Below are 26,546 nucleotides of genomic sequence, written 5' to 3'. Positions count from 1 at the left end.
CAACCACACCAGCCCTCCCCACCGTTGAGGAGACGCACCATGAGCACACCCGCACGCCGTTCGCGCGTCGGATCCGCCGCGCTCGCCGCGTCGGCGGCCCTGCTGCTCGGCCTCGCCGTCGCCCCGGCCGCCCAGGCCGGCACCGACGGCTCGAAGAGGACGAAGACGCTGCACGAGCTCGCCCGCGAGACCGGGCGCTACTTCGGCTCCGCCGTCGACAACCCGGAGCTCGCCGACACCGAGTTCGCCGATCTGCTCGGCAAGGAGTTCGGCCAGACGACACCCGGCAACGGCATGAAGTGGTACGCCACCGAACCGCAGCGCGGCGTCTTCGACTACACCGCGGGCGACGAGATCGTGAACTACGCGAAGTCCGAGCACCTCAAGGTGCGCGGCCACACCCTGCTGTGGCACAACCAGCTGCCGAGCTGGCTCACCTCCGGCACCTGGACCAAGGACGAACTGCGTTCGATCCTCAAGAACCACATCACGAACGTCGTCAAGCACTACCGCGGCAAGGTCTTCGCCTGGGACGTCGCCAACGAGATCATGAACGAGGACGGCACCTACCGCCAGAACATCTTCTACAAGACCATCGGCCCGTCCTACATCGCCGACGCCCTGCGCTGGGCCCGCGCCGCCGACCCCCACGTCAAGCTCTACCTGAACGACTACAACGTCGAGGCCATCGGACCCAAGTCGGACGCCTACTACACGCTCATCAAGCAGCTCAAGGCCGACGGCGTCCCGATCGACGGCTTCGGCATGCAGGCACACCTCGCGCTGCAGTACGGATTCCCCGACCGGCTGCAGCAGAACATCCAGCGGTTCGCCGACCTCGGTGTCGATGTTGCCATCACCGAGCTCGACATCCGCATGATCCTTCCCTCCGACACGGCCAAGCTGGCCGAGCAGGCCGACTGGTACGGGAAGGTGACCGACGCCTGCCTTGCTGTGCGGCGCTGTGTCGGCATCACGGTGTGGGGCTACACCGACCGGCACTCGTGGATCCCGTCGGTCTTCCAGGGCGAGGGCGCCGCCCTGCCCTGGGACGAGAACCTGCAGCACAAGCCGGCGTACGACGCGATCCACGACGCCCTCGCCGCGGCCGCGCAGGAGGACTGAGAGGCGCCTCAGCACACCCCTGTCCACTGCCGCGACGGCCGACGGACAAGGGCGGCTCACCAGCACCTTCCAGTGGTCGTCCACGGGCCCGCTGATCGCCCCTCAGCCAGACGCCACGCACCCCGTCGTCTCCGTGAAGGACCCGTCGGTCGTCCGCTACAAGGGAACGTGGCACGTCTTCGCCACGACCGCCGACACGTCCGGCGGCTGGAGCCTCGTCCAGACAAGCTCGACGACTGGAGCGCTTGCGGGCGACGACATCGGTACCACTTCCTGGCGTCCGGCGGGGACGTTTGTGTGTCGCCACACCGTAGGAACATGCAGGTGAGAGGCGTATGTGGTGGGACACCATAGTTTTGGGCGTGGGAGTGCGTGCGCACACCATGGAGGCGGTGCCGGGCCCTCGGTGACGGCCGCAATAACGCAGCGAAGGGTGCTGTCTGAGTTGCCCTGTTCAGGCATGATGGGGAGGCGCCGTGCTGACTCCCGTGCTGGCTTGGCGCTGCGTAGAACTCATACATGAACCGCAGATTGGGCGTCCCACTGCGGCGATAGCCTCGGGAATGACAGTTCCCAGGCCGCGGTTCTTGCGAAGCTCGTTTGATGAAGACGCGGCTGCCCTGCTCCGGCGAGCGCCGTGAGGCCGGTCGGCGGGCAAGTGACCGTCGGTAGCCTGCCGGCAGAAAGCCGAGCCACGTCTGAACGAGATCTCCGTGCGAGAGACCAGACCGTCGTGCTCCATCGCGCGAAGCGTCGCCAGCAGGTTCTTCGTCTGCTGGTGGTACACAGCACTACCCGCTTCTGACCTGTCGGCAGCGGGTGGAACCGCCCTATGCGAAGCCGAGTTGGTCCGCACCTGGTCCGGATCTGCCCAAGCCGTCGGTCCCGGTGGATCCGCGGGTGGTGGCCAACCCGTACCAGGCGAGGGAGTTGCTGAGCGCCGTCTCCTCCGTGGGCGGCTACCGCCGGGCCCGTGGCCGTCGGCTACTCGGGTTCTTCGCGGGCATGTACTGCGCGGGTCTGCGGCCGAAAGAGACGGTTGCGGCGGCGCTGCCGGACTGCCACCTGCCCAAGTCCGGTTGGGATCGGCTGATCGCGCACTGCACGCTTCCCCAGGCGGTTAAACGGTGGACCGACGTGGGCCGGAACCATGACGAGCGCGGGCTGAAGAACCGGCTGCCGGGAGAAACACGGGTGGTGCCGCTGCCCGCGCATCTGTTGGCCTTGTGGCGAGAGAAGAGAGGGGCAGTCCCCGAGCTTGGCCTGCTGTCGTGGGACTGCCCTCTTCCGATCGGGTGTCTTCCTGCTCGGGCAGGGGGCGGGTTTACGGGAGCGTGGTCCACTTCTGGTTGTCCTGGCCGTTGCAGAGCCAAATGATGACCGGCGTGCCGTTGGGCCGCCGGTCATCTTGAACACCGCGACACCGTGCGCCGGGACGCTCGCCGAGATCTGGCCGGAAGTGCTCGACGTGCCGCCGGTCCACAGGTGGGTGAGGGTGAACGGTCCTCCGGTGAGGCCGACCTGCGCGGCCGTGGCGGTGATGGTCGCGGTGCCGCTGCCCCGGTTGAACAGGCCGACCGCGACCGAGCCGTCGGACAGGGGCTTGGCGAACACCTCGGTGTCGCCGTCGTCACGCACGCGGCGCCCGCCCGCGCCCAGCCGGTCCTGGTCCACCGCCAGCAGACGAGGGTTGCGCAGGATCGCGCTCACGTCGCTGGACATGGTCCGGATGTCGTTGCCCGCGAAGAGGGGGGGGCCGAAAGCAGCGCCCACAGGGCAAGTGGGAGCGGGACTCGGTCAGCGACAGACCGGGACGGCCGACGACCAGCATGTCGGGGTCGTTCCAGTGGCCCGGACCGGACTGAGCGGCCAGCGGCGCGTCGATGTCGAGGACCTTGCCCACGCCCATCGGGTAGCTGTTGGCGTTCTGCCAGATGTCGAGCAGGTCCTCGGCCGTCCGCCATTGGTCGGCGACCTCGCCCCAGTTGTAGGTGGCGCCGGTGATGGCGTGGAAGCTGTTGGGATTGATGCTGTAGACGATCGGCCGTCCGGTGGCGCGCAGTGCGGCGCGCATGACTGTGAACTGTGCGATCTGCTGGTCCAGGCTGCCGCTGGAGGAGCACCAGTCACCGGGATAGGTGCCCACCCCCTGCGCGCACGCGCGCTCGTTGGGCGCCTCGCAGACGCTGAACTTCAGGCCCTTGCTGTGGATGTAGTCCCCGAGCGCCTTCACCCCGCTGGGGAACTTGGTCGGGTTGGCCCGCGGGTTGCCCCCGCTGTCACGCTGCGGGTCGAACCAGCAGTCGTCGACGACGACGCACTGGTAGCCCGCGTCCTTCATGCCCGAGGACACCGCCGCGTCGGCGGCCTGGCGGCCTGGGTCTCGTCGACACCGCATCCGAAGCTGTTCCAGCTGTTCCAGCCCAGCGGCGGGGTCAGCGCGGGGCTGCCCGGTGCGGCCTCGGCGGTCGTGCTGGCGGAGGCGGTGAGCATCAGCGCGGTGGCTGCGAGGAGACGCAGCAGTCGTCTGTCCGAGCTTCCCGCCCAGTGCCCCGCCCACAGCCCGGGCCAGGTCGGTGAGGAGGCGTCGTCGGCAAGCTGCTTGGACTCCCTCGTGGCCGCCATGCGCCTGGCACGAACCCACAAGTACGCCGTCCTACTGCGCATGGTGCAACGCCTCCACCAGGCCGGACAGGCCGAAGGGTGGCCCGCGGGGGAGTCGCTGCCCGCCCGGCTGATGTGGGGGCCGCACACCCCAACCGACCGCGCCGCTGTCCTCGATGCAGTGGTCAAGGGCGTCGGTGCCGCAGTCCTCTCGGTGGAGACCGGCATACGGATGTTGATCGATGCCGGGTACCCCATCGACGACGCACAGGTGGAGGTCGAGCGCATCCAGTCTCGCGCCTTCGATGCTGCTGCCGCCAGCTCGTCAACACCATGGCACTTCTGGCCGAGTACATCTGTAAGGCCACTCCGGGACGGCGCGTCGTGGGTGGAGGTCTACGACGCAGACGCCTACCTCGGTGATGACGATGCCATGGCTGCTGCCCGCAGACAGGTGGTAGCCGGCAACGGCTACCACCTGTACCTGCGCAGCCTCCAGCCCGACATCGACGTCGAAATCAGCATCCGTATCTGGGACACCCCTCCCGCCCCACCCGCCGACGCCGAAGGCCAGATCGGCATCAGCCTCGAGTCCGAGACTGGCATCCTCGTCATCAATCAGGTCGGCCTCGGCCTCGCAGGCGAAATGCAGCTACCCCGCCCGGGCATTTACGAAGGCAACGCCTGGTGGACCAACCGCCAGGCGACAGCCGACTACTACGACACCACACTCGATCAGCTCAGGGACAACTCCGAGCAAACGCTCCTTGAAGCTTGGAACAGCAGCCCAGTCACCGAACGCTACGTCCTCGACCTCGCATACATCGGCGAACCGGAACCCATCGATGACGAGGAACTCTGACCGAACGGAGCGGCCAATGGCGGCACAAAGGCGCCTACAGCCCCGGCTAACGGCCGTTGCCCCAGATCCTCGATGCTGACGTCCCGGAGCTGGGCGGCGCGCGCACGAACGTCTGTGGCCTGTTCGGCCGCCTCGGGACGGCCGTCCTCGACGGCGATACATATGCCAATCCGTGAGGTCCCTGCCAGTCAAGGTCCAAAGGACCTCTGGAGGTTTCAACCTGCCTACGTCGTTGGACGCAGACGCATCCGGGCGCGGCCGGGGTCTCGTCGGCGGCCTGGGCGGTGTAGCCGGCCTGTAGCGCTGCGGTACCTCGGCTTCAGGCGCCATCGGCGTGCTGCGACCACGGGGGGCTGCCCGATCCCGCCGTCACCGCCGATGACCCTCCAGAACACCACAGCCGCGTGCCGCACACCAAAGTTTTCGCCTATGAGGAAAGTTCAATAACGAAGTAATCACTTTAGGTATCTGCGAGGCAACCACACAGGTCCTTCACCGGTCACCCACGCGCAAACACAGCAGAAACCCGTGGGGAGCACCATGAGCCAGCAGTACCCGCCCCAGCCCCAGCAGCCCGGCTACGGCGAGCCCCGGCAGCCCGGCAGCAACGGCCTGGCCACCACCGCACTCGTCCTCGGCATCATCGCCGTCGTAGTCAGCTTCATCCCTGTCCTCAACGTTGTCGTCTGGCCGCTCGCGATCCTTGGCATCATCTTCGGCGCCATCGGCCTCTCCAAGGCGGGCAAGGTCCGCAAGGGGAAGGGCGCCGGCATCACCGGCCTCGTCACGTCGGCCGTAGCGATCATCATGTTCTTCGCCATGAACGCCCTGTTCTTCTCAGCCGTCGACAAGGCCAGTAAGGAGCTGGACAAGTCGTACGACTCCACCACCGTGGGCGACGGCAAGTCCAAGACCGGCGGCGCCAAGAAGTCCGAGGTCATGAAGGACTTCAAGGTCACTAAGTGCGACGTGGTCACCGGCGACTTCGGCATCAAGGAGATGGCCATCCACGTCGACTACGCCAACAACGGCGACCGCCGATACTCGTACTTCATTGAGGGCGAGGTCCTGGCCGACGGCAAGAAGATCGACGACTTCATGTCCACCGCCGAGAACCTCGCCCCGGGCCAGAAGTTCACCGACAAGAACGCTGGTGCGCTGGTGACCGCGGACGAGATCAAGGACGCCAAGAAGCTCGAGTGCAAGACCATCAAAGCGTCCCGAACTGACTTCTGACCGCTGACGTCACGCGGCGCCGACCACCACCCCCAGGCCTCGCCGCGCACCCCGCAGCGGCGGGGCTCGCTGCATCACGGAGACCAAGGAGTCGCGGCGCGGCACGGGCGCCGGCCGGGCTGGAGCGGGGCGGAGACATGAGCGCAGGCCCGGCCGGGGGCCGGGCCGCGCGCGAGGAGCGGAGCGAGTCTCAATGACGGAGTCAAGCCGCTTGCGTGGCAGACGTGGATAGCACACGCAGACAGAAACAGATCAGGCAGGTGCTGCATCCAGTGCCTGCCTGATCTGCTGTTTCGGCTGCCGGGGTGGCGGGATTTGAACCCACGACCTCCTCGTCGGTTACGACCGCCCCAAGTAGCCGCACCGTCGGGTGTCTGCGCACTGAACAGATCAGTGCGCAGATCCTCGATTCCAGTCGTGCGGAGAAGAGTTCAGTGCCCAAGTCAGAGCCCTGGGCGCTGAACTGTTTCCTTTCGTCCGACACCCACGTAACCCTTGGACATGACCGGCCTTCGCGGTGTGTCGGACGCGGTGCGCCTGGCGGTGCCGAGGCGGTTGGATTGCCCATCAGGACCGCGATCAAGCCCGAGGTCAGGTGGAGGCGAAGTTCTTGTCGAAGACCAGGACGTAGTCGTAGTAGAGGGGGGTCACCTTCCTCGTCCACGGGGTATTCGAAGCTGCTGTTGTTCGCCAGCCGTACGGACAGGTCGGTGATCTCCTCGAATCCGTAGTCGCTCTCGACGACGTCGTGCCCGCGCTCCCGCAGGATCTCCGGCAGGTCGTCCGACGGTGTGCGGAAGACATCGATGCCCTCGAGGAGGAAGCGGATGTCGGCGTTCTCGTCGCGGAAGCGCCACACTTCGATGCCGGTCAGGACTTCCTTCTTCTCCGACTCGAAGAGAAGCACGAACTCGAAGGCGTACGTGTCGTTGACGACGACGTACTTGCCCGGCGGGCGCCCCCCTTCTGGGGAGTGCTCGACGCGCCCCCAGCCCTGGGCTTCGGTCATGGCTTCGTCGAACGGCATTCCGAGCCGGAACGAGGCGATACCGACATGCGGCAACAGCTCGACATCCATCCTTCGCTCTCCCTCTTACGTCTCTAGTGGCGTCGTCGGCATCACGCCAGCAGGGCGTTTTCGTCGATGGTTCAGCCGCGCTTCTTCAGCATGTCCTGGAGCGGCTTGTTGTGCTTCAGGCTGGCGACCATGTCCTTGATGTGCTGGTCGTACTCGTCGGGGAACTTCGACTTGATGTCGTCGATGTCCATGCGCATCGCCTCTGTGATGCGTCCCTGGTTGATCAGAGCGCGCTGCTTGGCGTGCCAGTTGGTGGCCGTTGTGCTGGAACCGATGCTGTTGAGCTGAGCCCACCGCGGTTACATCGGCGGCACGGACGACACCACCACGGGCCTGACACACCTCGGCGCACGGGAGTACGACCCGGAGACCGGACGCTTCTTGTCAGCCGACCCCCTCATCGACATCGCCGACCCACTGTCAATGAACGGCTACGCCTACAGCCGCAACAGCCCCGTCAGCAACTCCGACCCAAGCGGTCTGATGAACGTTCCCACTGACGGGGGCGGCGCCGGATGCGATCCGGTGATCTGCCCCTACCTGGACTGGGGCACCCCCGACGAAGCTCAGCAGCTTGTCGATGGCATCTACGGCAAGGGCACCGTCAAGATCACCGCACAGCCGACAACGACCCCGGCCAAGCCGCCGAGCTACTGCGACTGGAAGTGCAAGCTCGGCAACTGGTGGGACGCCAACAAGGTACAGGTACTCTCCTTCACCGCCGAGTTCGTCACCGGAGCACTCTGCTACGGCACTGCCGCTACGACAGGCACCGCGACCGGGGGCGTCGGCTACGCCCTGGCGGCCGGCTGCGGAGCCATCGCAGGCGCAGCGGGCGCAGCAGTCGGCAACGCTTTCGACTCCAACGCTGACCACAGTGCGCGAGGCACGCTGACAGCCGAGGCCGAGGGCTCGGCGTGGGGTGCAGCCTCAGGCGTAGCGGGCGAAGGCCTGGGCCGACTCATGCAGAAGGGGGCCAACTCGCTTGCGGCAAGGCTCCTGGAGTCGTGCAACAGTTTCGTTCCTGGAACTCTCGTCCAGATGGCCAACGGCAGTGCCAAGCCCATCGAGCAGCTCAAGCTCGGAGACAAGGTCCTGGCCACCGACCCGGACACACGGTTCGCTGGCAACTGCGCGAGGGCGGCACCGGTTCCCGCCCCTGCATGAGGCTGGCAGCGGCGGCGGCTGGAAGCTGAAGGCCGCTACCTCGCATCCCGGGCCCTGAGCAGCCGGGCGTCCGGCCCTCGAGAGGTGGAGGGGTCACGGCGACGCTGTCTGCTGGCGTTCTTCACCGCGTGGAGAGCCGCTGGGGGTGCCGACGGTGGGGAGGGGCCCGAAGGCCGGGCACGGTTCGGACCCCTCGTCCGCGTACGCGTCCACGGGGGGATGACGTCCCGTACGCGTTGTCGTGCCCAACGCCGACGGTGCAGGAAGGTTACGGCGCGGCTGCATGCCTGCCGGGGTGGGCCGTCCGGGTGCCTGCCGCCGCTGTCCGGCGCGCGTCGGGCAGGCAGCGGTGCGAGCGTGGAGACACATCAGGGCGTAACCAGCTGGTCTGGTCGGACGGACGGGACGGAGAGACGGTCATGGCGCGGGCGATCTGGACCGGTGTGATCACATTCGGGCTCGTCACCGTGCCCGTCGCGACCCGGCTGTCCATCTGCGCGCCGCGGCCGACGCTGCCACCGCCCTCCCGCCGGCCGGCGTCGCCGCGATCCGCGGGGCCCTCGCTTCCCTGGGCCCGGCCCGCGCTGCCGTCACCGCCCTGCTCGCCTTCTACGCCCTGCGCGTGAGCGAGATCCGCCGCTTCGCTCTCACCGAGGCCCGCGACCTTGCAGCAGGCTGCCTCGTCCTGCCAGGCCGCCTCGTCCTGCCTGGCACTGTCTTGCTCGCCGAACCGGTCGAGGCCCGCCTGGCCGCCTGCCTCGCCCACCGCGGCCGGCGCTGGCCGAAGACCGCATACTGCCAACCCCTACTTCTCACCCTGTGCGCCGCGCTGTCCACCGCGCCCGTCAGCCGCCCCTGGCTGTACCGGCACTACGCGCCTCCGCCCATGCCCTGCGCAGCGACCGCATCGTCGACGAGGTCCGAGTTGCGGGCGGCGATGCCCGGCGGCTGTGCGCCCTGTTCGGCCTCAGCGTCCAAGCCGCCACCCGCTACACCGCCGGCCGCTCATACGCGCTGTAGCGCCTCGCCGTCCTCAGCCTGCCGACGCGATGGGTCGACGCGTGCGACGACGTGACGGTCCAGACCGCCGACGCACAAAAGCCGCAACCCAGGGATGAGGTGGCAGGGCGCAGGTCTTCCTCAAATGCGGGTTGACTCCACAGGGCCGGGGAACGTCAGGGGCAGATGGCGGGTCGGCCCTTGGGGGAGGCATGGCACAGCAGAACAGCCGGGACCACGATGCCGAGATCATCGCACTGCTCATGCGGGAGTACGAGTCGTTGCGGGCGGAGATCGCCCAGCGTGTGACGTCGAGGATGCAGATACTCGGCTTCTCGGGAGTGATCGCTGCCCTCGTCGCGGGAACTGGCGGGATCTCCCTGCACAGGCCCTCGGCGTACATCGCCGTCGTCACGCTCTTGCTGGGGGTGCTGTGGCTCAGGGACTGCAACCAGGGGATTCAACGCATTGGCAAGCATCTGCGCGACGTGGAAGAAGAGGTGAACCGCTTGGCCACGCGTGCATACGGCGGCAGGGCGCTGTCGTGGGAGACGAAGCGGCACGTGAGCCGGCAGCACGAGCGGCCGGTGTGGCGTTTTTTGGGCAGGCTGGGCGGCTGGACCGGCCGCCACTGAGTCATTCCAGCTCAGTGGAGCCGTCGACGCCGCCCGCTCCGGTCGCCGACTCGCTTGCTCACTCGCCGACTGAAGCGCTCAGCCGCACAGGGGCGCTGTGCTCCCGGTCGCTGCCGGGGATCAGTAGTCGAGGTCGAGGTGGTCGATGTCGTTGAGGGTGACGTCGGTGAGTCCCATGGCGCTGGCGCATCTGCTGGTCGCTGGCTCCTGCGTCGCGGGCGTCGAAGAGGCGTTGTGCGTAGGTGGGGGGAGGTGGGCGGTGAGGCGGCGGAAGCGTCCGTCGTCGGTGGTGCCGATGGGTGCGGTGTAGCCGAACCTGGCTCTTGTCTCGACGGTGATGCCGCGTGTGGTGGCGGCCTGCTTGCGGCGGCGTTTGCGGACCTGTGGCTGCCAGCGGGCTCGTACGGCGGCATCGATCCGTTCGGCGATCGCCTTGGGCGGGTGCTTGCGTTCGCCTTTGCGGTATCGCTTCGACCCGGCGGCTATGTGCCGCCCGGTGGTCGCCGACCACCACAGGCCCGGCCCCCAGCGCCGCCCCCGGGATCACCGCGAACGCCGACACCGGCGGCAGGTCATCGAACGCCACGGTCATGGCGGCATCCGCCCACCGCTGCTGCACAGGGTGCCCCACCGGGTCGAGGAACACCGCCTCGATCCCGCCCACCTGGTCCACGCCCGCCCGCCCTGCCCGGCCCCGGGCTGCTCCTGTGCTGGTCACCCGCGCCAGAAAGCCGCTCCCGCCGGTGCACATCGCTGTTTTCAGTGTTTCTGCCACGAACGAGTGCCGTATCGGCTAACAGCCGACTCGGCCCTCAACGCATCGCGCTCAGCCGCCGTCCTCCTGCCCGCCCGCCGTCAGCATCTCCCGGAGTACCTCGACGGGCATGTCCACCCACCGGGCCACCTCCTGAAGGGGCACCCCGCCGTTCACCGCCGCCAGGGCGGTCCGTTTCCAGGCGTTCTCGATCAGGGCGGCACTGTGACCGAGGCCGCGCAGCAGCCGCCGGGCGACGTCGGCTGTCGGACCGGTCTGCACCCCACACAGTTGCAGCGTGCTGGTGATCAGCCTGCGCTGCTCGGCGGGTACCGCAGCCCGCCACATCGTCCCTGAACCGGGTGCTTGCTTCTCCTTGCCCAGTACCCGCAGCTGGCCGGCCATGGCCCGGGCGGCCCGCCAGCGCCGCGGCGAAGGCGGATGACGCCGCCCATCCACGCCAGAAGCGGGCCGCCGTGATCCGTCGCGGCCAACGGACCCAGCCACGCCCCAGCCGCTCACCGAGCCTGTGGCAGAACATCCCGTCGGCGGGCAGCGCCCGCGGCCGCCCGGCGCCGCTGTCGGCCCACACCAGCTCGGCCATGGCCTGGTCCAGCAGCGCGTCGGCCACCGCCACCACTTCCGGGAAGACGACCGCGTCCCGCCCCACGATCCGCCACCGCCCCAGATCACCGCCGGCATCCGCCCGCAACCTGGTGCAGGCGCCGGTGAGGCCGCCGACGTAGTAGCGGGCGAAGCCATACCCCTTGTGGCCCTTGAGCTGTACGGCAGGCAGCGGCGCCTGGGCGGCGACCAGCGGATCCAGGTAGGCCTCCAGGGCAGCCTGACCGGCCGGGGTGCTTGGGGTCGTCCGGCCAACCTCCGCCAGCCGTCGGGTCTCGGCGAATCCGGCGACCATGTCGTCGGCGAGGTCGTCGACCATACGCAGGGCCCAGACGAGCGGTGGCCCCATGGTCTCTTCGGCGATCGGCTCGCTGGCGTTCTCCCCACCGCCGGTGGAGGACGTGGCCGGCAGGTAGTCGTCGGCACCCAGTTCGTCCCACGGCGGCCGGGCGATACCGACAGGCTGGGCGGAGAGCTGGTCGAAAGCCCACAGACGGGTGAGGGTACCGAGGATGTCCAGCACGCGCTCCCGGCTGGAGCCGGATGCGGGCAGGTGCTGGTCGTAGGCAGTCCAGGCGGTGGTGGTGCACTGGGCGAGCGAGGTCAGCCCTCGCGCCTCGAGCCAGGCCGCCAAGTACATCCACTGCCTTACCGCCTCGGTCCAGGCGGTCAGCCGGAGTTGGTCCCGGAAGGCGGCGGGGCATTTGCGCCAGCGGATGCCGGCCTTGTTGCTGCTGGGGTTCTCGGTGAGCGCCGCCAGCGGCCACGTCCAGTCTGCGTAGCGACCGTTGACGTGCGCGTGCAGGGGCAGGACGCGGTGAGGCAGCACGACCGGCGTGTTCGCTGTAGGTAGGGGCAGGATGTAGGGATCGTGGTGGGCTACGGTGGTCACGCGTCGAGCACTCCGGTCAGCAGGCAGTCGATGAGATCACGGTCGGCGTCGGTAACGCGAGCCAGGGCGTGAGCCCAGGCCGGCTCTCCGAGGCGGCGTTTGAGGTTCTCTAGCCGGGCGTGGGCGTCGCCCCAATCGGCTTCCCAGGCAGTCGGCGGCTGGGCCGAGCGCAGGTGGGTCAACGCCGGTGCAGGTGGGTTAGGCGCGCGTGGTGGCCGGGGCGGATGCGGGCGTTCGTGCAGCCCAGGCACGTCAGGAACGAGGCGCGGCAGCGCTCGCCCGGCCCGGTGAAAGGCTGTGCGCGAAGTCGTGGCAGTCCGCTGTCGCGGTTTCCTGATCCTCGTGGCCCGGGCCTGCGCGGAGTTCGACGACCAAGACCGCCTGACGGGCGCGCCCGGCGGCGTCCTCGGTGCCGGCTGCGATGATATCCGCGGCATCCTGCTGCACGCGCCGGTTGGTCAGCACATACTCACGGTCGTGGGTGGCCTGGCTATTCTGGCCCGGCTCACGCCGGACCAGCGTGTTGACGGTGCGCCGTCCGCGGCGGAAGGGCGAGCCGTCCAGTCCTTCGGCCCGGGCCCAGTCGCTGCCAGCACCATCCGCCACGCCGAACCGAAAGAGTCCGACCGGCGGGTGATGGTCGGAGGCGGTGATGGCACGCCCGCCTTGTCCCCAGCGCCACACGATCAGCAGGTCGGTGCCTGGTGCGAGGTCCTCGACGACGGCCCGGGCGAAGCGAGTCGCCTTCAGGGCTTCGGTGATCAGCCTGCCGGGGGAGCTGGCGCCGTTGCCGGTGACGTTGCGGGTCTCGAAGTAGCGGCCGCCACCGCGGCGGTACTTCACCACGGGAATGCGGTAGGTTCCAGCCGAACTCCGCCATCAGCAGCACGCTCAGCGCTGCGGCCTCCCGAAGAGATGCTGGCCGAGCACATCGAGCACACCGTGGACCTGCTGATCGAACGCTCTCACGTCCTGTCCGAGCGGGTGGCCGCCGGCCGGACCGCCGTGGTGGGTCTGTGCTACCGGCTGGCCGACGGCAGCGCACAGCTCGTCGCCGCCCGCGGCCTTGATTCGGCGGTCCCCACCGCATCTTGACCGTCCCGGCTGTGGCCGCTCACTGAGAGGATCGGGGCCGCCGCAGCCCGGCGGAGCCGGTTGGCGATCGCGAGGCCCAGCCCCTCCTCGACGAGCAGCGGCCGACGGCAGTTAGAGATGTGATGAGAACACAACGCCAGGGACCTCCTGAGCCGCGTGGTGTCCGGGATGGCGGAGTGGGCGGGGGCGGGGCCAGAGGCCTGAAAATGACTATCCATTACGTCTTGCTTACGGTTACTCCTTACTGCGTGCAGGAATTGGCGTTGATCGAACAGGAGAGATGGCTCATGACACGTCTGCGTTCGACTGGGTTGGCCCTGGTGGGTGCCGCCGCATGCGTCGTCCTGTCCGCACCCCCGTCCCAGGCCGCCGCAGGTGACACTGCGAGCATGTGCGGCAGCCAGCTGACCCCGAGCGGCTGGGTCGACATCCAGTGGTGGAACAGCTGGTCCTGCGGCACGACCTTCAGCCCGAACATGAAGAAGATCGAGCAGGTCACCGGCTTTCCGATCGGCACAACCGTGAACGTCTGCGCCTCGACGTACCCGCCGGCAGGCTGGGTCCAGGTGAGCAGCTACTACAGCGGCGGCTGCCAGTATTCCGCGGTGCCCAGCTTCCAGCCCAACAGCTGGACGATCAAGAGAGTCTCCTGAGCCGCGGCCGGGGCGGGTGCGGCGCCGCCCAGTCCTACCGCGACCAGCACGGCCACCTTGACGTCCCCGCCGACTACACCGACCCCACCGGCTACCAGCTCGGCACCTTCATCACCACCTTGCGCGACGCCGCGAAAGCCGGCCGCCTCGAACCCGACTGGATCGCCGAACTCGACGCGCTCGGCATGATCTGGGACAAGCACGCCGCCGCCTGGCGCTCCCGCCTCGCCGCAGCCACCGACTACCACCGCACCCACGGCCACCTCGCCGCCCCGCCACCACCCCCGTCGGCGCCTGGCTCGCCGAACAACGCCACCTCGCCGCCAAGAACGAACTCGGCACCGCCCGCGCCGACGCCCTCACCGCCCTCGCCCCCGCCTGGAGCCTCCCGCACGGCGCGGACGGGCACCGCAAATACCACCTGCTGCGCGCCCACCTCGCATCCGGCGCCGATCATGCCGCCCTCACCCGCGACACTCAGTTCGCCGGGGTGAATGCGGCACGCGGTGGCGCCCAGCGACTGCTCGGCGGGAGAGGTCGGCACTGTCGCAGGCAGAAGGCGCTCGACCGCAGCGCCCCGTGGGGCTGTGCGCCCCAACTGCTGGACGGGCGTCAGACAGCCGGTGCCACTGCGGCGTGCAGCCCTCACCGCGGGGCGGGAGAGCGAGCCTGTCCCACCAGCCGCGACGCGGTCGTCGACCGGGCCGTCCGCACGCGGTTGCCTCAGAGCGTGAGCACTGGTCGCGTGGAGAAGTCTTCGTACATGTCCTCTCCGTCCGGTCCGTACACGAACTCGGCCATGCCGGGGTTACGGTGGGCGGTCGCCAGGGGGAGCCAGGCCAGCAGGTGGCCGTAGCCGCCGCACACTGACTCGCCCCCGTCGCCGCCGTGGATCGCGGTGACATCGCTGGTCAGCTCGGTGCGGTAGGTGTCGTAGGTGATGTGCAGGCCGAAGGCGTTCAGCTCGTTGTGGGGGCCGGTGTCGTCTCCGTAGGGGATGCGGTCGAGGGGACAGTCGTCGCCCCACCGGAACAGGGTGTCCGACCCGGCGCCGCAGGCATGTTCCCACTCGTCGGAGCTCGGCATCCGTAGACCACGGGCAAAGAGGGCAGCCGGCATGTCGGCCGGAGGTTCTGTCAGGTTCTCGTCCTCCACAGCCATGAGGATGGTGTCCAGGTGAACGCTGCGGCGGGCACTGAGGATCCGCGCGAGGTGGGCCTGCAGATCGGGTCCGTAACCGTAGCCCTGTTCCAGGCTCTCGGCGTAGTCGGCGGCCTGCTGCGCGGTCGGCTGCCAGGTGTTGAGGTCGAAGCCCAGGGACACCTGGCCTCCGGGTATCAGAGCGAACTCCTGCCCGTCCCGCTCAATCCGGACGCGGTGCAGCCGGGCATCGCAGTGTTCCGTGGCCTCGACGAGTGACACCCGGCCGCCCACGTGGTCAGCGGCTTTCTGGGCGATCCGCTGGGCGGTGACCTCGTCGAAGGTCCGCCACACGTCGAGAGTGAGATCAGCGAGCGACATGGCCGGCAGTTTGGCACGCGGCACTGACACAGCATGGAGAGACGGCCCAGTCGCGCCACCCGCCGCATGCGTTGCCGGCGACGCGGCTGTTCGCGACGCGAGCGGCCCGGGCACATCCGGACCGACCTGGATTAGATGGGCAGGGACCGCGCGCCGCTGATGCCATCGGCTGCCCCGGTGTTGTATGCAAGGCCGTTGAGGTCTGTTTGTTCCAGCCGGACCCTGGAACTGGTTGTTGCGACCGCCGGGCTCGGCGCGGTGATCTGCACGCCGGCCGCCGCTATTACGGCGGTCAGGACGCCCAGCGCCACCGGTTTCGTGTGTTTCGTCATTTCGGTGATGTCACGCACCCACCGACCGCGGGCCGGCGAGTGCGCGCGAAGTCCCGGGCTGGCAGACGGTACGTTGCGGGGCCTGACTGAACGGTCCGGCCCGCCCTCCCTGGCCCCTGTTGCGGAATGCCCGGCACCTGCGGGCGAAGTTGCCGTGATCGTGCTTAAGGGGGCCGGTCTGGTGGCGGGTCGGGGTAGCGGCGTCAGGGTGAGTTACGAGGCGGTCTGACCGCCTGGCCGGGGTTGCGCGCTGACATGACCGGGCCCCGTCGATCAGAGTCCGGGCATGGTGCAGAACGTTGTTGCGGTCTTCAGCCTGTTGATCGGTACTGCGGGGCTGATGTTGAGTTATGCGGGTCACCGGCAGAAGGTCCAGCAAGATGCACAGGAGCGCGTGCTTCGTGCGGAGGAACAGCGGAGGATCGAGCACGAGCGGCAACGACAGGAGCAAGAGGCCCGTGCCGAGGGGGAACGGCAAGCACGCCTTCAGCGGGAGCGAGAAGCACGCGCCCAGCGGTATCAGGCGTCCATGATCAGTGCGGATATCGGGCTGTCCACGTCTCCCCTCGCCGACAGCTGGCTGGTACCGCAGATCGAGATCTCCAACAGATCCAATCAGCCGATCCGGGATGTGCGCGCGTCCTTCCATGGTGAGGTGACCGATGTGATCCCTCTCGTCGGCACCGGTCACCATTTCTTCCCGCTGCCGTCCGCGCAAATCCTGGGCGCGAGCTACGCCCAGGATCAGGTCACCGTCGAGTTCACCGACATCGCCGGCATCCGCTGGCGCCGCGAGGGCCACGGTGCTCTGCAACGTGCCCAGCAAGGGGCCGACGGGCAGGAGACTTGGGGTGCCCCGGAGCCTCCCATCGTCAAACACATCCCAACCCTGGGCGAAGTGGGCGCGGCCAGGCGGCCACAGCGAAAGACCCGGGTGGCGCGCGCCGGGGTCGATGCGGCCGCTCCCACGCCGCCAGGGCGAGCGGACTCAACGCCCAGGGCCGCGCCCACGCCCGCGCCTGCAGGACCGGGCGGACCGCCCTCACCCACGTTGGCAAAGCGACGGATTGTCCTCCTTCGGCCAGTGGCCGTGCTGGTTTCTCTGGTGCTCATCGCAGGAGGCGCCTGGTTGCTCATGCACCACTAGGGACTGTCCTGGCGATCTTCGGCGTCAGTAGGCTTGCGGTAGACGTCGGCCCTGACGCCCCAGGTCGGCGAACGATGGGGAGGGCCAGCGATGCGGGTCGAATACGACGCCTCGGCGGACATGGCGTACATCTACCTCGTCGACAAGATTGGCCCGGGACAGGCCGTGCGGCAGGTACCCGTCGAGGACAACACGGCGATACTCGACTACGACTCGGACGGACGGCTGCTGGGCATCGAACTGTTCAGCGCCAGACGCCGGCTGCACCCCGATCTGCTGGGCGCTGCCGAGAGGATCGACCGTGAGCCGAATCCGCCGAGCACGTGAGTCGTTGACACGGCTACGGGGAGTAGGAGCGATCTCACGGATGCCCAGTGGGAGTGGCTCAAGCCGCTTCTGCCCGTGAGCAATCGTCGTTGCGGCAGGTGGCGGGACCATCGACAAGTGGTCAACGGGGTGTTGTACCGCATTCGGACCGGTGTGCAGTGGCGGGATCTGCCGGATCGGTACGGGTCGTGGAAGACGGTGCATGAGAGGCATCGCCGCTGGTCGGCGGACGGTACCTGGGAGCGGCTGCTGCAGCAGGTCCAGGCCGAGGCGGACGCGGCCGGCGACATCGACTGGGACATCTCCGTCGACTCCACGACCGTGCGCGCACACCACTATGCCGCCGGGGCTCGCAACGCGCCGCCGCCCGCCAAAAGGGGCTCAGCACAAACGGTCAGGACCGCTCGGATCTGGGCCGAGCTGATCGGCCTGCTGGCGGAGGTGGTGCAGGAGGTGAAGCGCTCGGCCGCTCGCGTGGCGGCTTCACCACCAAGCTCCATCTGAGCGCGGACGGCCGCTGCCGGGTGCTGTCGCTGGTCATCACACCTGGTCAGCGGGCCGACTGTACCCAGTTCGAGTTGGTCATGAAAGATCCGCGTTCCCCGGCCGACCATCGGCAGGCCTCGTACGAAGCCTGACAGCGTCAGTGCGGACAAGGGCTACAGCAACCGCCGAACCCGCCGCTACCTGCGGAAACGGTCGCTGGAGCACGTCCGCGCCAACCGTCGCGCAGACACTCTGCGCCGTGGCAGGCAGTCTCCCGACCAGCAGCGAACAAAGGCTCTACAGCGTCACGGACATCGACAAAGCTGTGTCCCCGACCACGCTACCTGGTGACCACCGACACCCAACTCGGCGCCGTCGTCGTCGCTCCGGCCTGCGCCGAGGTCGTCGACGACAAGGCGCGCGCCGCGATCGATGACGCGGGCTTTACCTGGATCCCGGCATTGAGGTGTACAGGAGGCCCGGTCAGAACCGGGCCGAAGCCGTCCGGATCGCCGGATTGCTGGTCACCCTCGACCACGCCGTCTGGACCCGCTGACCACAGTTCAGCGCCCCCAATTTCACCTGGTGGCGGGGGTGGCGCCCCCGTCACCAGGACGATTCGGAGACACGCGCGGTGTCGGGCTCAGTCGTGTCCGGGTGCCGGCGGCGGTGCAGGAGGGCTGCTTCGCATGTGCATGTACCAGCGCGCGGCTTCCAGTCGCTGGAGTTCCGCGTGTGCCGCGGTTTTGGCGTGGCTGGGCTTGGATGAGTCGGTCGCGCGCTTCGCGTACGCGCCCGAGACTGCGCGTGGTGTTCCTCATCGCGAGCAGGTTCACGATCGCTCTTATAGAGATACGTGCTGGCATGGTGTGTCCGTCCGCTCATGCCAGGGGACGGGCGCCTACCGCGGCGAGGGCGGCGGGCTCTGAAGGGCATCGGACGCCTCCCGGCTCAGTGCGCCGAGTCCGCTCAGTGCCTCGGCCACCTCCGATCCGGTCTCCAGCTGCCGCCACAGCTCCTGGAGGGCGGTGGAGACGTCCGAGCCGTTCTTGAACCGTCGCACCGCGATGTCCAGGTCCCGCAGCCAGCCGTCCATATATGGGTCGGCCGTCAGTCGGGCCACGTACTCGTTGATCTGGGCGGCCAGGTGCGCAGCGAGCCAGGCCCCGCCGGTTTCCAGCAGCCGACTGCGCACGGCCGTGTTCAAGAACGACCAGTGCGCCGAGACCTCGGCCACCGCCGGGACGGCCTGCTTCCCCGGCCGCACCGCGCTCCTGAAGCCTTCCAGAGCACGCTCCAGCTTTCCCTCTTCCAGCAGTTGTCGCAGATCGGTGAGGCCGGTGTCGTTCTGTCCCGACTCCCAGTTCCTGATCGCATTCTGAGCGGCGCTTTCCAATGCGAGCAGTCCAGTCGCCGCCTCATCCAGACCCTCCGCAGGGCCAGGGATCAGACGGGGCACAGAAGCGGCGAAGTCGCCGACCACTCGCACGGCCAGACGCCGCCCGGCGCGGGCTTGCACCGCCTCTGCCTGCGCCATCCCGACCCGGTTGAGCACGACCAGGGCCAACGGGACGCCGAAGGCCGCCGCCGTCACGGACGAGAAGACGTTGGTGACGAACGCCCTGTCCGTCCAGAATCCTTCGTGATCCCCCCACCAGCCCAGGGCCAGCAGCACCACACCGGTCGTCCACAGCACCGCACATCCGGCACGCAACCCGCGCGGGGTCTCCTCCCAGACTGACCGCACCTGCCCCGCCAACGCCACGTCCCTCCCCGAACGGCCGATCAACCAGCCCCAGACGCTACACCGCAGGCACACGCGCGCAGCCAGCGGCGGCGCTCGCGGTCCCAAGTGACGCCGCCCCACGGGGCCACCTCACATCGCCCGATCTTCACCAATCCCCTGCGAAATGGGGCAAATTGAAGTCACCTAGGCGGGGCCGCTGAACGCCGCCCTGGCCGCTCTTGTGCGCTGTGGTGTCGGGCGGTTGGTCGCGGTGTGCTCCGCGTCCTGGTCGTCGTGGTCCCTTGTTTCGTGCTGCCTGCGGCTTTGCCCTGGGTGTTTCGCGCCTGCGGGGTCGTCGGTCATCCCCCCGTCCTGCTGCGCCTCGCGCTCAAGGGTCTTCTGGGCTGCGGGATGTGGGCGACTGCCCTCCCGGAAGTGATCGAACTGCGGTGCATTTGTCTTGTTCGGGGCGGGGTTCGTGGCAGATCCTCCCCGGCGACCGAAGGCACATCCGTAACGAGGTTCAGGAGTGCACCGTGACCATCACTGACGCACCGACGTGAATACCGCGTTCGCCGACGAGAAGGCCCGCCGGATCGGCGTGGCGCGCAGCCGTGAGCGCGCCTTCCAGGCCCGCATCGACCGGGGCGAGGTCCGCCTGCTCGGCGGTGATCGGTACGAGGTCCTGACCGGCTGGGAGCGGGGCGAGACCTTCACCGTCTCCCGCAACGCCCGGGGCGAGATCGATGCGGTCCTCGCGAACCACGGCCTCGATGCCCGCGCCGATGGCACGATTGCCCTGTACGCGTCGTCCCCGGCCTGGCACGGACTCGGCCGGATCATCCCCGGCGGCACCACCGGCATCGACGAAGTGCTGAGCAAGGGCGGACTCGACTTCACCGTCACCACCGTCCCCGCTCTCTACCAGTGGGACGGCCACCTGCGCGAGCACGCCGACCAGTTCCACACTGTCCGCGATGACACCGGCGCGCCGCTTGGCGTTGTCGGCCGCCGATACCAGCCGATCCAGAACCGGGAGGGCTTTGAATTCCTGTAAGAGCTGGTGGGCCGGTTCGATGTCGTGTGGGAGTCGGCCGGGGTGATCCGGGGCGGGCGCCGGGTGTTCATCTCGATCCGCCTGCCGGAGACGGTGACCGTTGATGCCGACGGCGTCAACGACGCGATCGTCCCGTACGTCGCCGTGATGAACGACCACTCCGGCCAGGGGCAGTTCCAGTGCGTCGTCACCCCGTGGCGGCCTGTCTGCGCCGACACGGAGCGGTTCGCCGTCCGTGACGCCGTGACCCGCTGGGCTGTGCGCCACACCGCTGGTGCCACCAGTCAGATCAAGGAGGTCCGCCGCACGCTGGGCCTGTCCGTGCAGTACTTCGAGAGCTTCGCTGCCGAGGAGACCGCGCTGGCCCGCACAGACATCGCGGTCGCTGACTTCCACAGGGTCATCGCCGACCTGTGGCCCCTCAACGACGATGCCACCGACCAGAAGCGCAGGAACTTCGCCACCCGACTCGGCGCCATCGACGAGGTGTTCCGCACCGAGACCGACAGGGTCGGCCGCACTGCCTACGCTGCAGAGCGAGCTGTCACCGGTTACCTCGACCACGTTGCCCCCCGACGTCCCGGCCAGACGATGACCGAGGAGGTCGCGCGCGCCGCGGCCGCTCTTGAGGGGGCCGACGACGACATGAAGACCAAGGCCCACCGGCGGCTCCTCCTGCTCACCCGGGCCTGAGGCCCAGGGGCGGCCGGGCTCCATCGTGGCCCGGCTGCACCCGCAGGAGCCGCCCCTTCTGGCCGCCCCGGGTCCCGTCAGGGGCCCGGTTCTCGCCTGCAGGTCCCGGCCGGCTCTGTAGCGGGGGAGTCGGTGTTGCAGGGCGGTTGTTGGGCGTGGTGGTCGCCACGGCGTGGTGTGGTGTCCGGTTCTGTCAGCTTCCGGTCATGGCTGCGCCCAGTGCCAGTGCGAAGAACATGGGAAGGAGTACGCATCCGAGGCCGGCGCCGGCGGTCAGCATGCGGGGTGTGCGCAGGGAGCGGTGGTGCGGCGGGGCCCAGGAGAGGGCGAGCAGGCCGACCGACCAGTAGAACGCTCCTCCGAGGGCGCTGAGGCCGTCCTGGGACTGGAACCAGTTGTACTCCAGCACGAGGAACGGCAGGGCGAGCAAGGAGGCCACGAGAGGCGTCTTCCACCACGTTGGGTGGGCAGGGTGCGTTTGCGCGTCGTTCGGTTGCACGTGGTCGGGGAGCATGCGACCACCGCATCACAGCCTGCGGAGGGGGGCATCGAGGCTCATACTCACCTTCGCACGCGCATGTACTCAGGCTGCCCCGACAACGTCCTCGTCACTGTGTCCCATGGAGGGCTGGTGCAGAGGCCGGCCGGCGTAGCGGTGGCAGTGTTCCGGCCGCCACACGGCGTTGCTGACGGAGCTCGTGGGCGTCGGCCGGTGCCGACCGTCCTGGGCCCCCTCAGGGGCCCGGCCCACGCCGGTCCTTGTCCGCACCCGCCCCCTGCTGCGCGCCTTGCCCAGGGGCTAATGGCCGCCGCGCCCCGCACTTCGCCGGCCCTTCGCGCTGGGGGTGTCGGCGCCTCCGGCGTTTGTTGGGCGTGGCGGCCGCCGCGCCGTGGTGACCCGGGGGGTGCTGCGCCCTACCGGGGCCGGTCGGCCCCGGTCCCGCACCTGGCGTCCCGGGACCCGTCGGGGGTCCGGTCCCGCTGGAGCCGGCGTCGTATGGCGTCTGTGGGCGTGGCGGCCGCCGCGCCGACCACGACGACCCACCCTGGTAAGCCGGCAGCAGACCGGGACGTCCAGAGCCGCCACGCCAAAGCTGATCGGCGGAGCAACTCTGGGTGAGCAGGGCGCGCAGCTGCTAGTCGGCTTTGGTGGGTCGGGCGTGTTGGGGGTGGCATGGCAAGGGGGCCGGTGGTGGTTTGACCGGCCCCTCGGCGCAGTGTCGGGCACGTGGGTGCCTGACGGTTGCGGGGGCCCTCGCGGCAACGCGGCCACCCGCTGCAATGTCCCGGGAACGCGGGGGAGCCCACAGATCGACGGGATGCCCCACTGCTTTGGCACGTGAGGTGTCAACCAGAATCGGCAGTGCGTGCACGCGTGCACAAGCACGATTGAGACGGAATCGGTGCAACCCGCGGAGGGCTCAGGCGCTGACCTGCGGAATCTGTGCGTGTGAAGGTCTGGATTCGTTGTGCCCAGTGTGAGACAGGGATGGGTCTGTACCCCGCTGTAGGCCTCGGATGGGTCGGGAGGCCTCGCCGGTGCGCCAACATCGTGGAAGGTCACTCGCGTGGGCGACGGCAACCGTCCGTGTGCAGTGGCCAGTTGGGGAGCCCGAACAGACATCGAACGGGAGAAACCTATGTCTCACTCCGCCCGCGCCGCTTGCGTGGTGCCCGACGACCGGCCGCTGACCGGTCCCGAGGCGACGGTCGTCGTGGTCGTCCTGGTCCTGGCCGTGCTGCTTGCCCTCACGGGGATGCCGGCCTTGTCCGTCCTGGTGCTGCTCGCCGAGGCGACGGACACGGGCATCCGTCTGGTCCGCAGAGCACGCTGCGGCAAGCGTGCGGCGGCGGAGGGCTGAGGGATGGGACGACGGGAGAACCCCATCACCCCGTGCGACCGGGAACTGGAGAAGCTCGCCCGCTGTCTGCGGGACCAGCGTACCGGGCAGGCCTGAGCTACAAGCAGCTCGCTGCGCGAAGCGGGTGCAGCGCCTCGACGCTGATCCGGGCGGCATCCGGCGGGCTGGTGCCGAAGCTGAAGACGGTCCGGGCCTACGCAGTGGCCTGCGGTGCAGACCCCGGTGAGGCCGAGCGGTTGTGGAAGGGCGCCCGCTACCGTGCCGTCCGTGATTGTCAGGCCCCGGTTCCGCACCCCCGGTACGTGCAGAACTTCGCGGAACTGCGCGCGGCACTTGCCGACCTCTACCGGAAGGACGGTGCCAGGCCATACCGGGAATTGGAGGCTGCCAGCAAGGGCGTCCTGGCCCATGCCACTGTCGGGCGGTTCCTTCGCCAGGAAGGCGGGCGGCCCACCCGCCAGTTCATCCGCGCGTTTGTCCAGACGTGCGGGGTGAAGGGAATGGCGCTGCGGGAGTGGGAGCAGGCATGGGACCGGGCCGAGGAACAGCGGCTGGGCCGTACCCGATCGGTTGCCGCACGGCCTGGCCTCGTGGCGATCTTCGGTCCGGACGGCCGCCCCATGTGGTTCCACTCCGATCCCCAGCGCACCCTCGACGGACAGGAGGTCCGGCGGCTCACCTACGCCATGAGGCAGACCGGTACCCTCCCCGCGATTTCCTTCCCTGCGACGTCCTGCTCCGCCGGCGTCGATGCCTCCGGCACCCTGTCATCCGGCTCCGCATTGCCTCCGGATGAGCTGGAAGCTGCCCGGAGCCTGCTCCGCATGCGGCCGCCGACACAGCACAAGCGGACCGCCGGGCGGGACACCAAGGAGGAGTTGACGGCCCATTCCTCTGGGGCTGAGGTCGCTCCAAGAGCCGGGAAGGCGCCGTTGCACCCGGCGTGGACTGGCGCAGGCATTGGTCGCCGCAGCCGCGGCAGAGCTCGGGCCGCCACACGGCGTTCCTGACGAAGCTCCCTTGTCCTGGGACCCGGCAGGGGTCCGGGACACGGTCCGTAGGAAGCCTTCCTCCACAGGACCGCGGCCGGGCAGACAGCTTCCCCTACTCGACCAAAGGGGCACCCCGGCCCTGGGCCTGCTCCCCTGGGCCGGTACCCCGGTCGTCCCGGGTCCCGTCAGGGCCCCGGCCCCAGCCGCGCACGGAGCCCCCGTCAGGGGGACTTCCCTGTGCCGGCCAACGGCCGGCCCCGCTGGAGCCCGTGCCGTACGGCGCCTGTTGGGCGTGGCGACCTCTGCGCTGTGGGGCCCTGCGGCGCCGCGGGTGCCCGGGGACCCCACCGCTCGGCCCACACCCGGCCGCTCCAGCCACCGTCCGCACCTGACGTCCCGGGTCCCGTCAGGGGCCCGGCCCCCGGCCGTCCGCTACTGTTCGGCGTTTTGGTTGATGCGTTCGCGGAGGAGGTCGGCGTGGCCGTTGTGCCGGGCGTATTCCTCGATCATGTGGGTGAGGATGTAGCGGAGAGAGAAGACGTCGTCTCCGTATCGCCCGGTGATGTCGGGGGAGTGGGCGGCATCCACGATGTCGCGGGATCGGGCGCATTCCTCGTGCCAGATCGCGAATGCCTCTAACGGGTCTGCGGTGTCGACGGCGAAAGCGCCGCCGTCGCTTCGGGGCCAGTGCACATCGCTGTGTTCGCCGTTCAACACGTTCCGGAACCAGGTCCGCTCGACGTCAGCCATGTGTCGGACGAGGCCGAGCAGCGACAGACCCGAGGGCCGCACGGCCTTTTTTCTGAGCTGCTCGGCTGTGAGTCCCGCACATGCCATGGCCAGCGTGTCACGCTGGCGCTGCAGGAAGCCGGTCAGCGTGGCGTGCTCATCGGCCACCCGCGGAGGTTCGGTCCTCTCCCGGTTGTCCATCGGGCCATCATGACAGCGAGGGGCGCACGGCAGTCGGATCTTGCGGCTGACCCGCGCCGCCGATGACCGGCTGCCGCTCGGCGGTTTGGCTCCTTCGGAGTGTGGGAGCCGGCCTGGCACGCGTCCGTTGGTGACTCCCCCCACCCCGCCGCCGGCCGACACCGTGGTGCACGCCCCCGGGGCGGCTCCCCCCTTTTGCGTCCGGCAGACGCGGCACGGGGCCGTGGCGCGCCGCATCCTCGCCCCACCCCTCCCCGGGCCGACAGGCCCCGGGCCCGCACCCGACGATCCCGGACCCCCGTCAGGGGCCCGGCCCCGACTTCGCACGAAGCCCCCGACAGGGGGCTTCCCCATGTCGGCCAACGGTCGGCCCCGGGCCTGTCCCCGGGGGTGCTGTCTGTTGTCCGTCCAGGGACCGGGGGCGTGGGTGGAGATGAGTGTGGCCACGTTGGCCGTGTTGCTGGCCCCTGTGGTGCTTGCCGGAGTGGTGGTCGTGGCGATCGTGGTGCAGGGCTGTATCGCGCGGCGGGGGGAGTGGTACCCCGCGCCGCCCGGTGGGTGTCGGTGCGGATCCGTTTTGCGGTTTTACCCCGCGAGTAGCGGTTCGCGTCCGTGATCGCGAGTACCGGTTTCATCGGGTCGTTCGGTGCCGCGTCCGGTTTGAAGTGGATCTGCTGTTGCCGGGCTGGAGAAGATGGAGCAGGGGATCGGGTCCGGGGCGAAGAGAACGCAGGCCTGGAGCAGGTGGAGAGCTGTGTGGTGGTTCTCGGGCAGCCGGTTCGGGGGAGACGTTCCTGGCGGCTGCGGCTGCGGCTGCGGCTGCGGCTGCGGCTGCGGCGGTGGTCCGGTGGCGGGGCCACCTTGAGTAGTTCTATGTACTTGTTCTCGGATCAGTTGCGGGTACTCGGGGGCGGCATCCCGGTCTCCGCCTGCCAGGCGGCCGGTTGTTCCGGGGCTGGGGGCAGGTCGCCGAGCGCCTCGGCCTGGTCGTCTCTCAGGGGCGGCCTGCAGCGGTGCAGTGGTTCCGTGCTCTGCTCGCGGGTGAACACGTCGACCTCGGGGAATCCGCCTGCATCTGGTCTCGGCGCCGGTTGCGGCGGACCTGTTCGGCCGGCGTTGTCGCAGATGAGCAGCCAGCGGGAGTGCGGCCGTCCCTCGGGCAGCGCCTGGCGGAGCGCGGGACCGGCGATGGTGGCCTGGGTCCTGGTCACCGGACCGAGCCGCTGGGCGGGTTCGACGAGGGTCGGGTCCGGCCGCTGGGTGGGGATCCACCACGCGGCTGATGGTGGTAGGCGTACTCGATGGCGAGCTGCGTCTTGCCGACGCCGCTCATGCCGTGGATGGCCTCCGGCAACAGGTGGTGGTGTCTTCCCGCGGTCGCTCGTCGAGAGCTCCAGCAGCGCGGTGCGCCCGGTGAAGTTCGGGTTTCGTGGTGGCACTTTCCCCTGAAGACCGCGAGCGACGGCGGCCGTGCGTGGTGCTGTGCACGGCCGCCGAGGGTCTCGTCAGGGGTCTTCGCCGGGTGCGGCGGTCCGGGTCAGGGGCGGTGGTGGTCGAGGGCGCGGCGGCCGAGGTCGTAAGCGGCGCCGAGTGCGGCGAGGGCGACGGAGGGCCATACGTAGCCGTGGGGGATGTCACCGCGGGCGATTTCGATGAGGACTGCGCTGCTGGAGAGGGCTGTGATTCCGCTGACGCGGGGGATGGGAATGGTGAAGTTGATGCGGCGCGGGGGTTCGTCGCTGCCGTTGC

Annotated in this window: 25 protein-coding genes and 3 pseudogenes; 16 read left to right on the top strand and 12 right to left on the bottom strand. The window is 69.1% G+C overall.

What is annotated here, in order from left to right; genetic code table 11:
* Positions 1–39: 39 nt before the first annotated feature.
* Positions 40–1,125: an endo-1,4-beta-xylanase gene (locus ACZ41I_RS35960; RefSeq protein ID WP_468516079.1), complete on the top strand. Its 1,086-nt coding sequence runs from the start codon at positions 40–42 to the stop codon at positions 1,123–1,125.
* 1,353 nt (positions 1,126–2,478) lie between these two features.
* Here ACZ41I_RS35960 and ACZ41I_RS35955 read toward each other — a convergent pair.
* Positions 2,479–3,618: pseudogene (locus ACZ41I_RS35955) on the bottom strand (glycoside hydrolase family 27 protein); the annotation flags it as partial.
* A gap of 121 nt (positions 3,619–3,739) precedes the next feature.
* Here ACZ41I_RS35955 and ACZ41I_RS35950 point away from each other — a divergent pair.
* Both ACZ41I_RS35950 and ACZ41I_RS35945 read left to right on the top strand, forming a co-directional pair.
* Entirely contained in the window at positions 3,740–4,591 is an 852-nt protein-coding gene (locus ACZ41I_RS35950) for a hypothetical protein (RefSeq protein WP_468516078.1), read from the top strand.
* 540 nt (positions 4,592–5,131) lie between these two features.
* Positions 5,132–5,827, top strand: a complete 696-nt coding sequence (locus tag ACZ41I_RS35945) for a DUF4190 domain-containing protein (protein ID WP_468516077.1) — start codon at positions 5,132–5,134, stop codon at positions 5,825–5,827.
* Between the two features lie 202 nt (positions 5,828–6,029).
* Here the strand turns inward: ACZ41I_RS35945 and ACZ41I_RS35940 are convergent, their stop codons facing one another.
* Positions 6,030–6,905, bottom strand: a complete 876-nt coding sequence (locus ACZ41I_RS35940; protein ID WP_468516076.1) for a hypothetical protein — start codon at positions 6,903–6,905, stop codon at positions 6,030–6,032.
* Between the two features lie 303 nt (positions 6,906–7,208).
* On the opposite strand from ACZ41I_RS35940, the gene ACZ41I_RS35935 reads away from it, so the two are divergent.
* Positions 7,209–8,072 (top strand): RHS repeat-associated core domain-containing protein, encoded by an 864-nt coding sequence (locus ACZ41I_RS35935; RefSeq protein WP_468516109.1) that lies wholly within the window; start codon positions 7,209–7,211, stop codon positions 8,070–8,072.
* Positions 8,073–8,340: 268 nt separating this feature from the next.
* Here the strand turns inward: ACZ41I_RS35935 and ACZ41I_RS35930 are convergent, their stop codons facing one another.
* Entirely contained in the window at positions 8,341–8,838 is a 498-nt protein-coding gene (locus ACZ41I_RS35930) for a hypothetical protein (RefSeq protein WP_468516075.1), read from the bottom strand.
* A gap of 53 nt (positions 8,839–8,891) precedes the next feature.
* On the opposite strand from ACZ41I_RS35930, the gene ACZ41I_RS35925 reads away from it, so the two are divergent.
* Positions 8,892–9,092: a hypothetical protein gene (locus tag ACZ41I_RS35925; protein ID WP_468516074.1), complete on the top strand. Its 201-nt coding sequence runs from the start codon at positions 8,892–8,894 to the stop codon at positions 9,090–9,092.
* 191 nt (positions 9,093–9,283) lie between these two features.
* A complete protein-coding gene (locus ACZ41I_RS35920) occupies positions 9,284–9,706 on the top strand; it encodes a hypothetical protein (protein ID WP_468516073.1) in 423 nt (140 codons plus the stop codon).
* 120 nt (positions 9,707–9,826) lie between these two features.
* On the opposite strand, the pseudogene tpg reads toward ACZ41I_RS35920, so the two are convergent.
* The 3 genes and pseudogenes from tpg to ACZ41I_RS35905 form a co-directional block, all read right to left on the bottom strand.
* Positions 9,827–10,177, bottom strand: a pseudogene (tpg, locus tag ACZ41I_RS35915) (telomere-protecting terminal protein Tpg); the annotation flags it as partial.
* 341 nt (positions 10,178–10,518) lie between these two features.
* The gene (locus ACZ41I_RS35910) at positions 10,519–11,976 is read right to left on the bottom strand and encodes a hypothetical protein (RefSeq protein ID WP_468516072.1); all 1,458 of its coding nucleotides are present in this window, start codon (positions 11,974–11,976) and stop codon (positions 10,519–10,521) included.
* Between the two features lie 252 nt (positions 11,977–12,228).
* A complete protein-coding gene (locus ACZ41I_RS35905; RefSeq protein WP_468516071.1) occupies positions 12,229–12,822 on the bottom strand; it encodes a hypothetical protein in 594 nt (197 codons plus the stop codon).
* Between the two features lie 69 nt (positions 12,823–12,891).
* Here ACZ41I_RS35905 and ACZ41I_RS35900 point away from each other — a divergent pair, with 69 nt between their 5' ends.
* From ACZ41I_RS35900 to ACZ41I_RS35890, 3 genes are all read left to right on the top strand, one after another.
* Positions 12,892–13,071, top strand: a complete 180-nt coding sequence (locus ACZ41I_RS35900) for a hypothetical protein (RefSeq protein ID WP_468516070.1) — start codon at positions 12,892–12,894, stop codon at positions 13,069–13,071.
* A gap of 389 nt (positions 13,072–13,460) precedes the next feature.
* Positions 13,461–13,724, top strand: coding sequence for a hypothetical protein (locus ACZ41I_RS35895; protein ID WP_468516115.1), 264 nt, complete (start codon positions 13,461–13,463; stop codon positions 13,722–13,724).
* Positions 13,628–14,218 carry a helicase associated domain-containing protein gene (locus ACZ41I_RS35890; protein WP_468516108.1) on the top strand — a complete coding sequence of 197 codons (591 nt, stop codon included), beginning with the start codon at positions 13,628–13,630 and terminating at the stop codon, positions 14,216–14,218. The genes ACZ41I_RS35895 and ACZ41I_RS35890 overlap by 97 nt, the downstream gene beginning before the upstream one ends.
* Positions 14,219–14,447: 229 nt before the next feature.
* Here ACZ41I_RS35890 and ACZ41I_RS35885 read toward each other — a convergent pair whose 3' ends face one another.
* The gene (locus ACZ41I_RS35885; RefSeq protein ID WP_468516069.1) at positions 14,448–15,245 is read right to left on the bottom strand and encodes a hypothetical protein; all 798 of its coding nucleotides are present in this window, start codon (positions 15,243–15,245) and stop codon (positions 14,448–14,450) included.
* A gap of 131 nt (positions 15,246–15,376) precedes the next feature.
* Positions 15,377–15,595, bottom strand: a complete 219-nt coding sequence (locus ACZ41I_RS35880) for a hypothetical protein (protein WP_468516068.1) — start codon at positions 15,593–15,595, stop codon at positions 15,377–15,379.
* A gap of 268 nt (positions 15,596–15,863) precedes the next feature.
* Here ACZ41I_RS35880 and ACZ41I_RS35875 point away from each other — a divergent pair, with 268 nt between their 5' ends.
* The 3 genes and pseudogenes from ACZ41I_RS35875 to ACZ41I_RS35865 all read left to right on the top strand — a co-directional run.
* Positions 15,864–16,724 carry a hypothetical protein gene (locus ACZ41I_RS35875; RefSeq protein ID WP_468516067.1) on the top strand — a complete coding sequence of 287 codons (861 nt, stop codon included), beginning with the start codon at positions 15,864–15,866 and terminating at the stop codon, positions 16,722–16,724.
* A 90-nt stretch (positions 16,725–16,814) separates the two neighbouring features.
* Positions 16,815–17,051 carry a DUF2283 domain-containing protein gene (locus ACZ41I_RS35870; RefSeq protein WP_468516066.1) on the top strand — a complete coding sequence of 79 codons (237 nt, stop codon included), beginning with the start codon at positions 16,815–16,817 and terminating at the stop codon, positions 17,049–17,051.
* A 36-nt stretch (positions 17,052–17,087) separates the two neighbouring features.
* Positions 17,088–17,555, top strand: a pseudogene (locus ACZ41I_RS35865) (IS5 family transposase); the annotation flags it as partial.
* A gap of 883 nt (positions 17,556–18,438) precedes the next feature.
* Here the strand turns inward: ACZ41I_RS35865 and ACZ41I_RS35860 are convergent.
* Positions 18,439–19,251: a hypothetical protein gene (locus ACZ41I_RS35860; protein ID WP_468516065.1), complete on the bottom strand. Its 813-nt coding sequence runs from the start codon at positions 19,249–19,251 to the stop codon at positions 18,439–18,441.
* A 571-nt stretch (positions 19,252–19,822) separates the two neighbouring features.
* Between ACZ41I_RS35860 and ACZ41I_RS35855 the strand changes: the two genes are divergently transcribed.
* Together ACZ41I_RS35855 and ACZ41I_RS35850 are read left to right on the top strand one after the other, a co-directional pair.
* The gene (locus ACZ41I_RS35855; protein ID WP_468516064.1) at positions 19,823–20,320 is read left to right on the top strand and encodes a hypothetical protein; all 498 of its coding nucleotides are present in this window, start codon (positions 19,823–19,825) and stop codon (positions 20,318–20,320) included.
* A 6-nt stretch (positions 20,321–20,326) separates the two neighbouring features.
* The gene (locus ACZ41I_RS35850) at positions 20,327–21,013 is read left to right on the top strand and encodes a DUF932 domain-containing protein (protein WP_468516063.1); all 687 of its coding nucleotides are present in this window, start codon (positions 20,327–20,329) and stop codon (positions 21,011–21,013) included.
* Positions 21,014–21,206: 193 nt separating this feature from the next.
* Here the strand turns inward: ACZ41I_RS35850 and ACZ41I_RS35845 are convergent, their stop codons facing one another.
* Positions 21,207–21,452 (bottom strand): hypothetical protein, encoded by a 246-nt coding sequence (locus ACZ41I_RS35845; RefSeq protein ID WP_468516062.1) that lies wholly within the window; start codon positions 21,450–21,452, stop codon positions 21,207–21,209.
* Positions 21,453–22,653: 1,201 nt separating this feature from the next.
* Here ACZ41I_RS35845 and ACZ41I_RS35840 point away from each other — a divergent pair.
* Positions 22,654–22,875: a hypothetical protein gene (locus tag ACZ41I_RS35840; protein ID WP_468516061.1), complete on the top strand. Its 222-nt coding sequence runs from the start codon at positions 22,654–22,656 to the stop codon at positions 22,873–22,875.
* 62 nt (positions 22,876–22,937) lie between these two features.
* Positions 22,938–23,885, top strand: a complete 948-nt coding sequence (locus ACZ41I_RS35835) for a helix-turn-helix domain-containing protein (protein WP_468516107.1) — start codon at positions 22,938–22,940, stop codon at positions 23,883–23,885.
* 414 nt (positions 23,886–24,299) lie between these two features.
* On the opposite strand, the gene ACZ41I_RS35830 is transcribed toward ACZ41I_RS35835, so the two are convergent.
* Together ACZ41I_RS35830 and ACZ41I_RS35825 are read right to left on the bottom strand one after the other, a co-directional pair.
* On the bottom strand, positions 24,300–24,797 hold the full coding sequence (locus ACZ41I_RS35830; RefSeq protein WP_468516060.1) for a DinB family protein: 498 nt from the start codon (positions 24,795–24,797) through the stop codon (positions 24,300–24,302).
* An 890-nt stretch (positions 24,798–25,687) separates the two neighbouring features.
* Positions 25,688–26,008 (bottom strand): hypothetical protein, encoded by a 321-nt coding sequence (locus tag ACZ41I_RS35825; RefSeq protein ID WP_468516059.1) that lies wholly within the window; start codon positions 26,006–26,008, stop codon positions 25,688–25,690.
* Positions 26,009–26,546 lie beyond the last annotated feature (538 nt).

The organism is Streptomyces sp. NPDC030799 (assembly GCF_055572255.1).
Note: the sequence above shows the minus strand (reverse complement) of the source record. Positions and strands in the feature narration are given on the sequence as shown.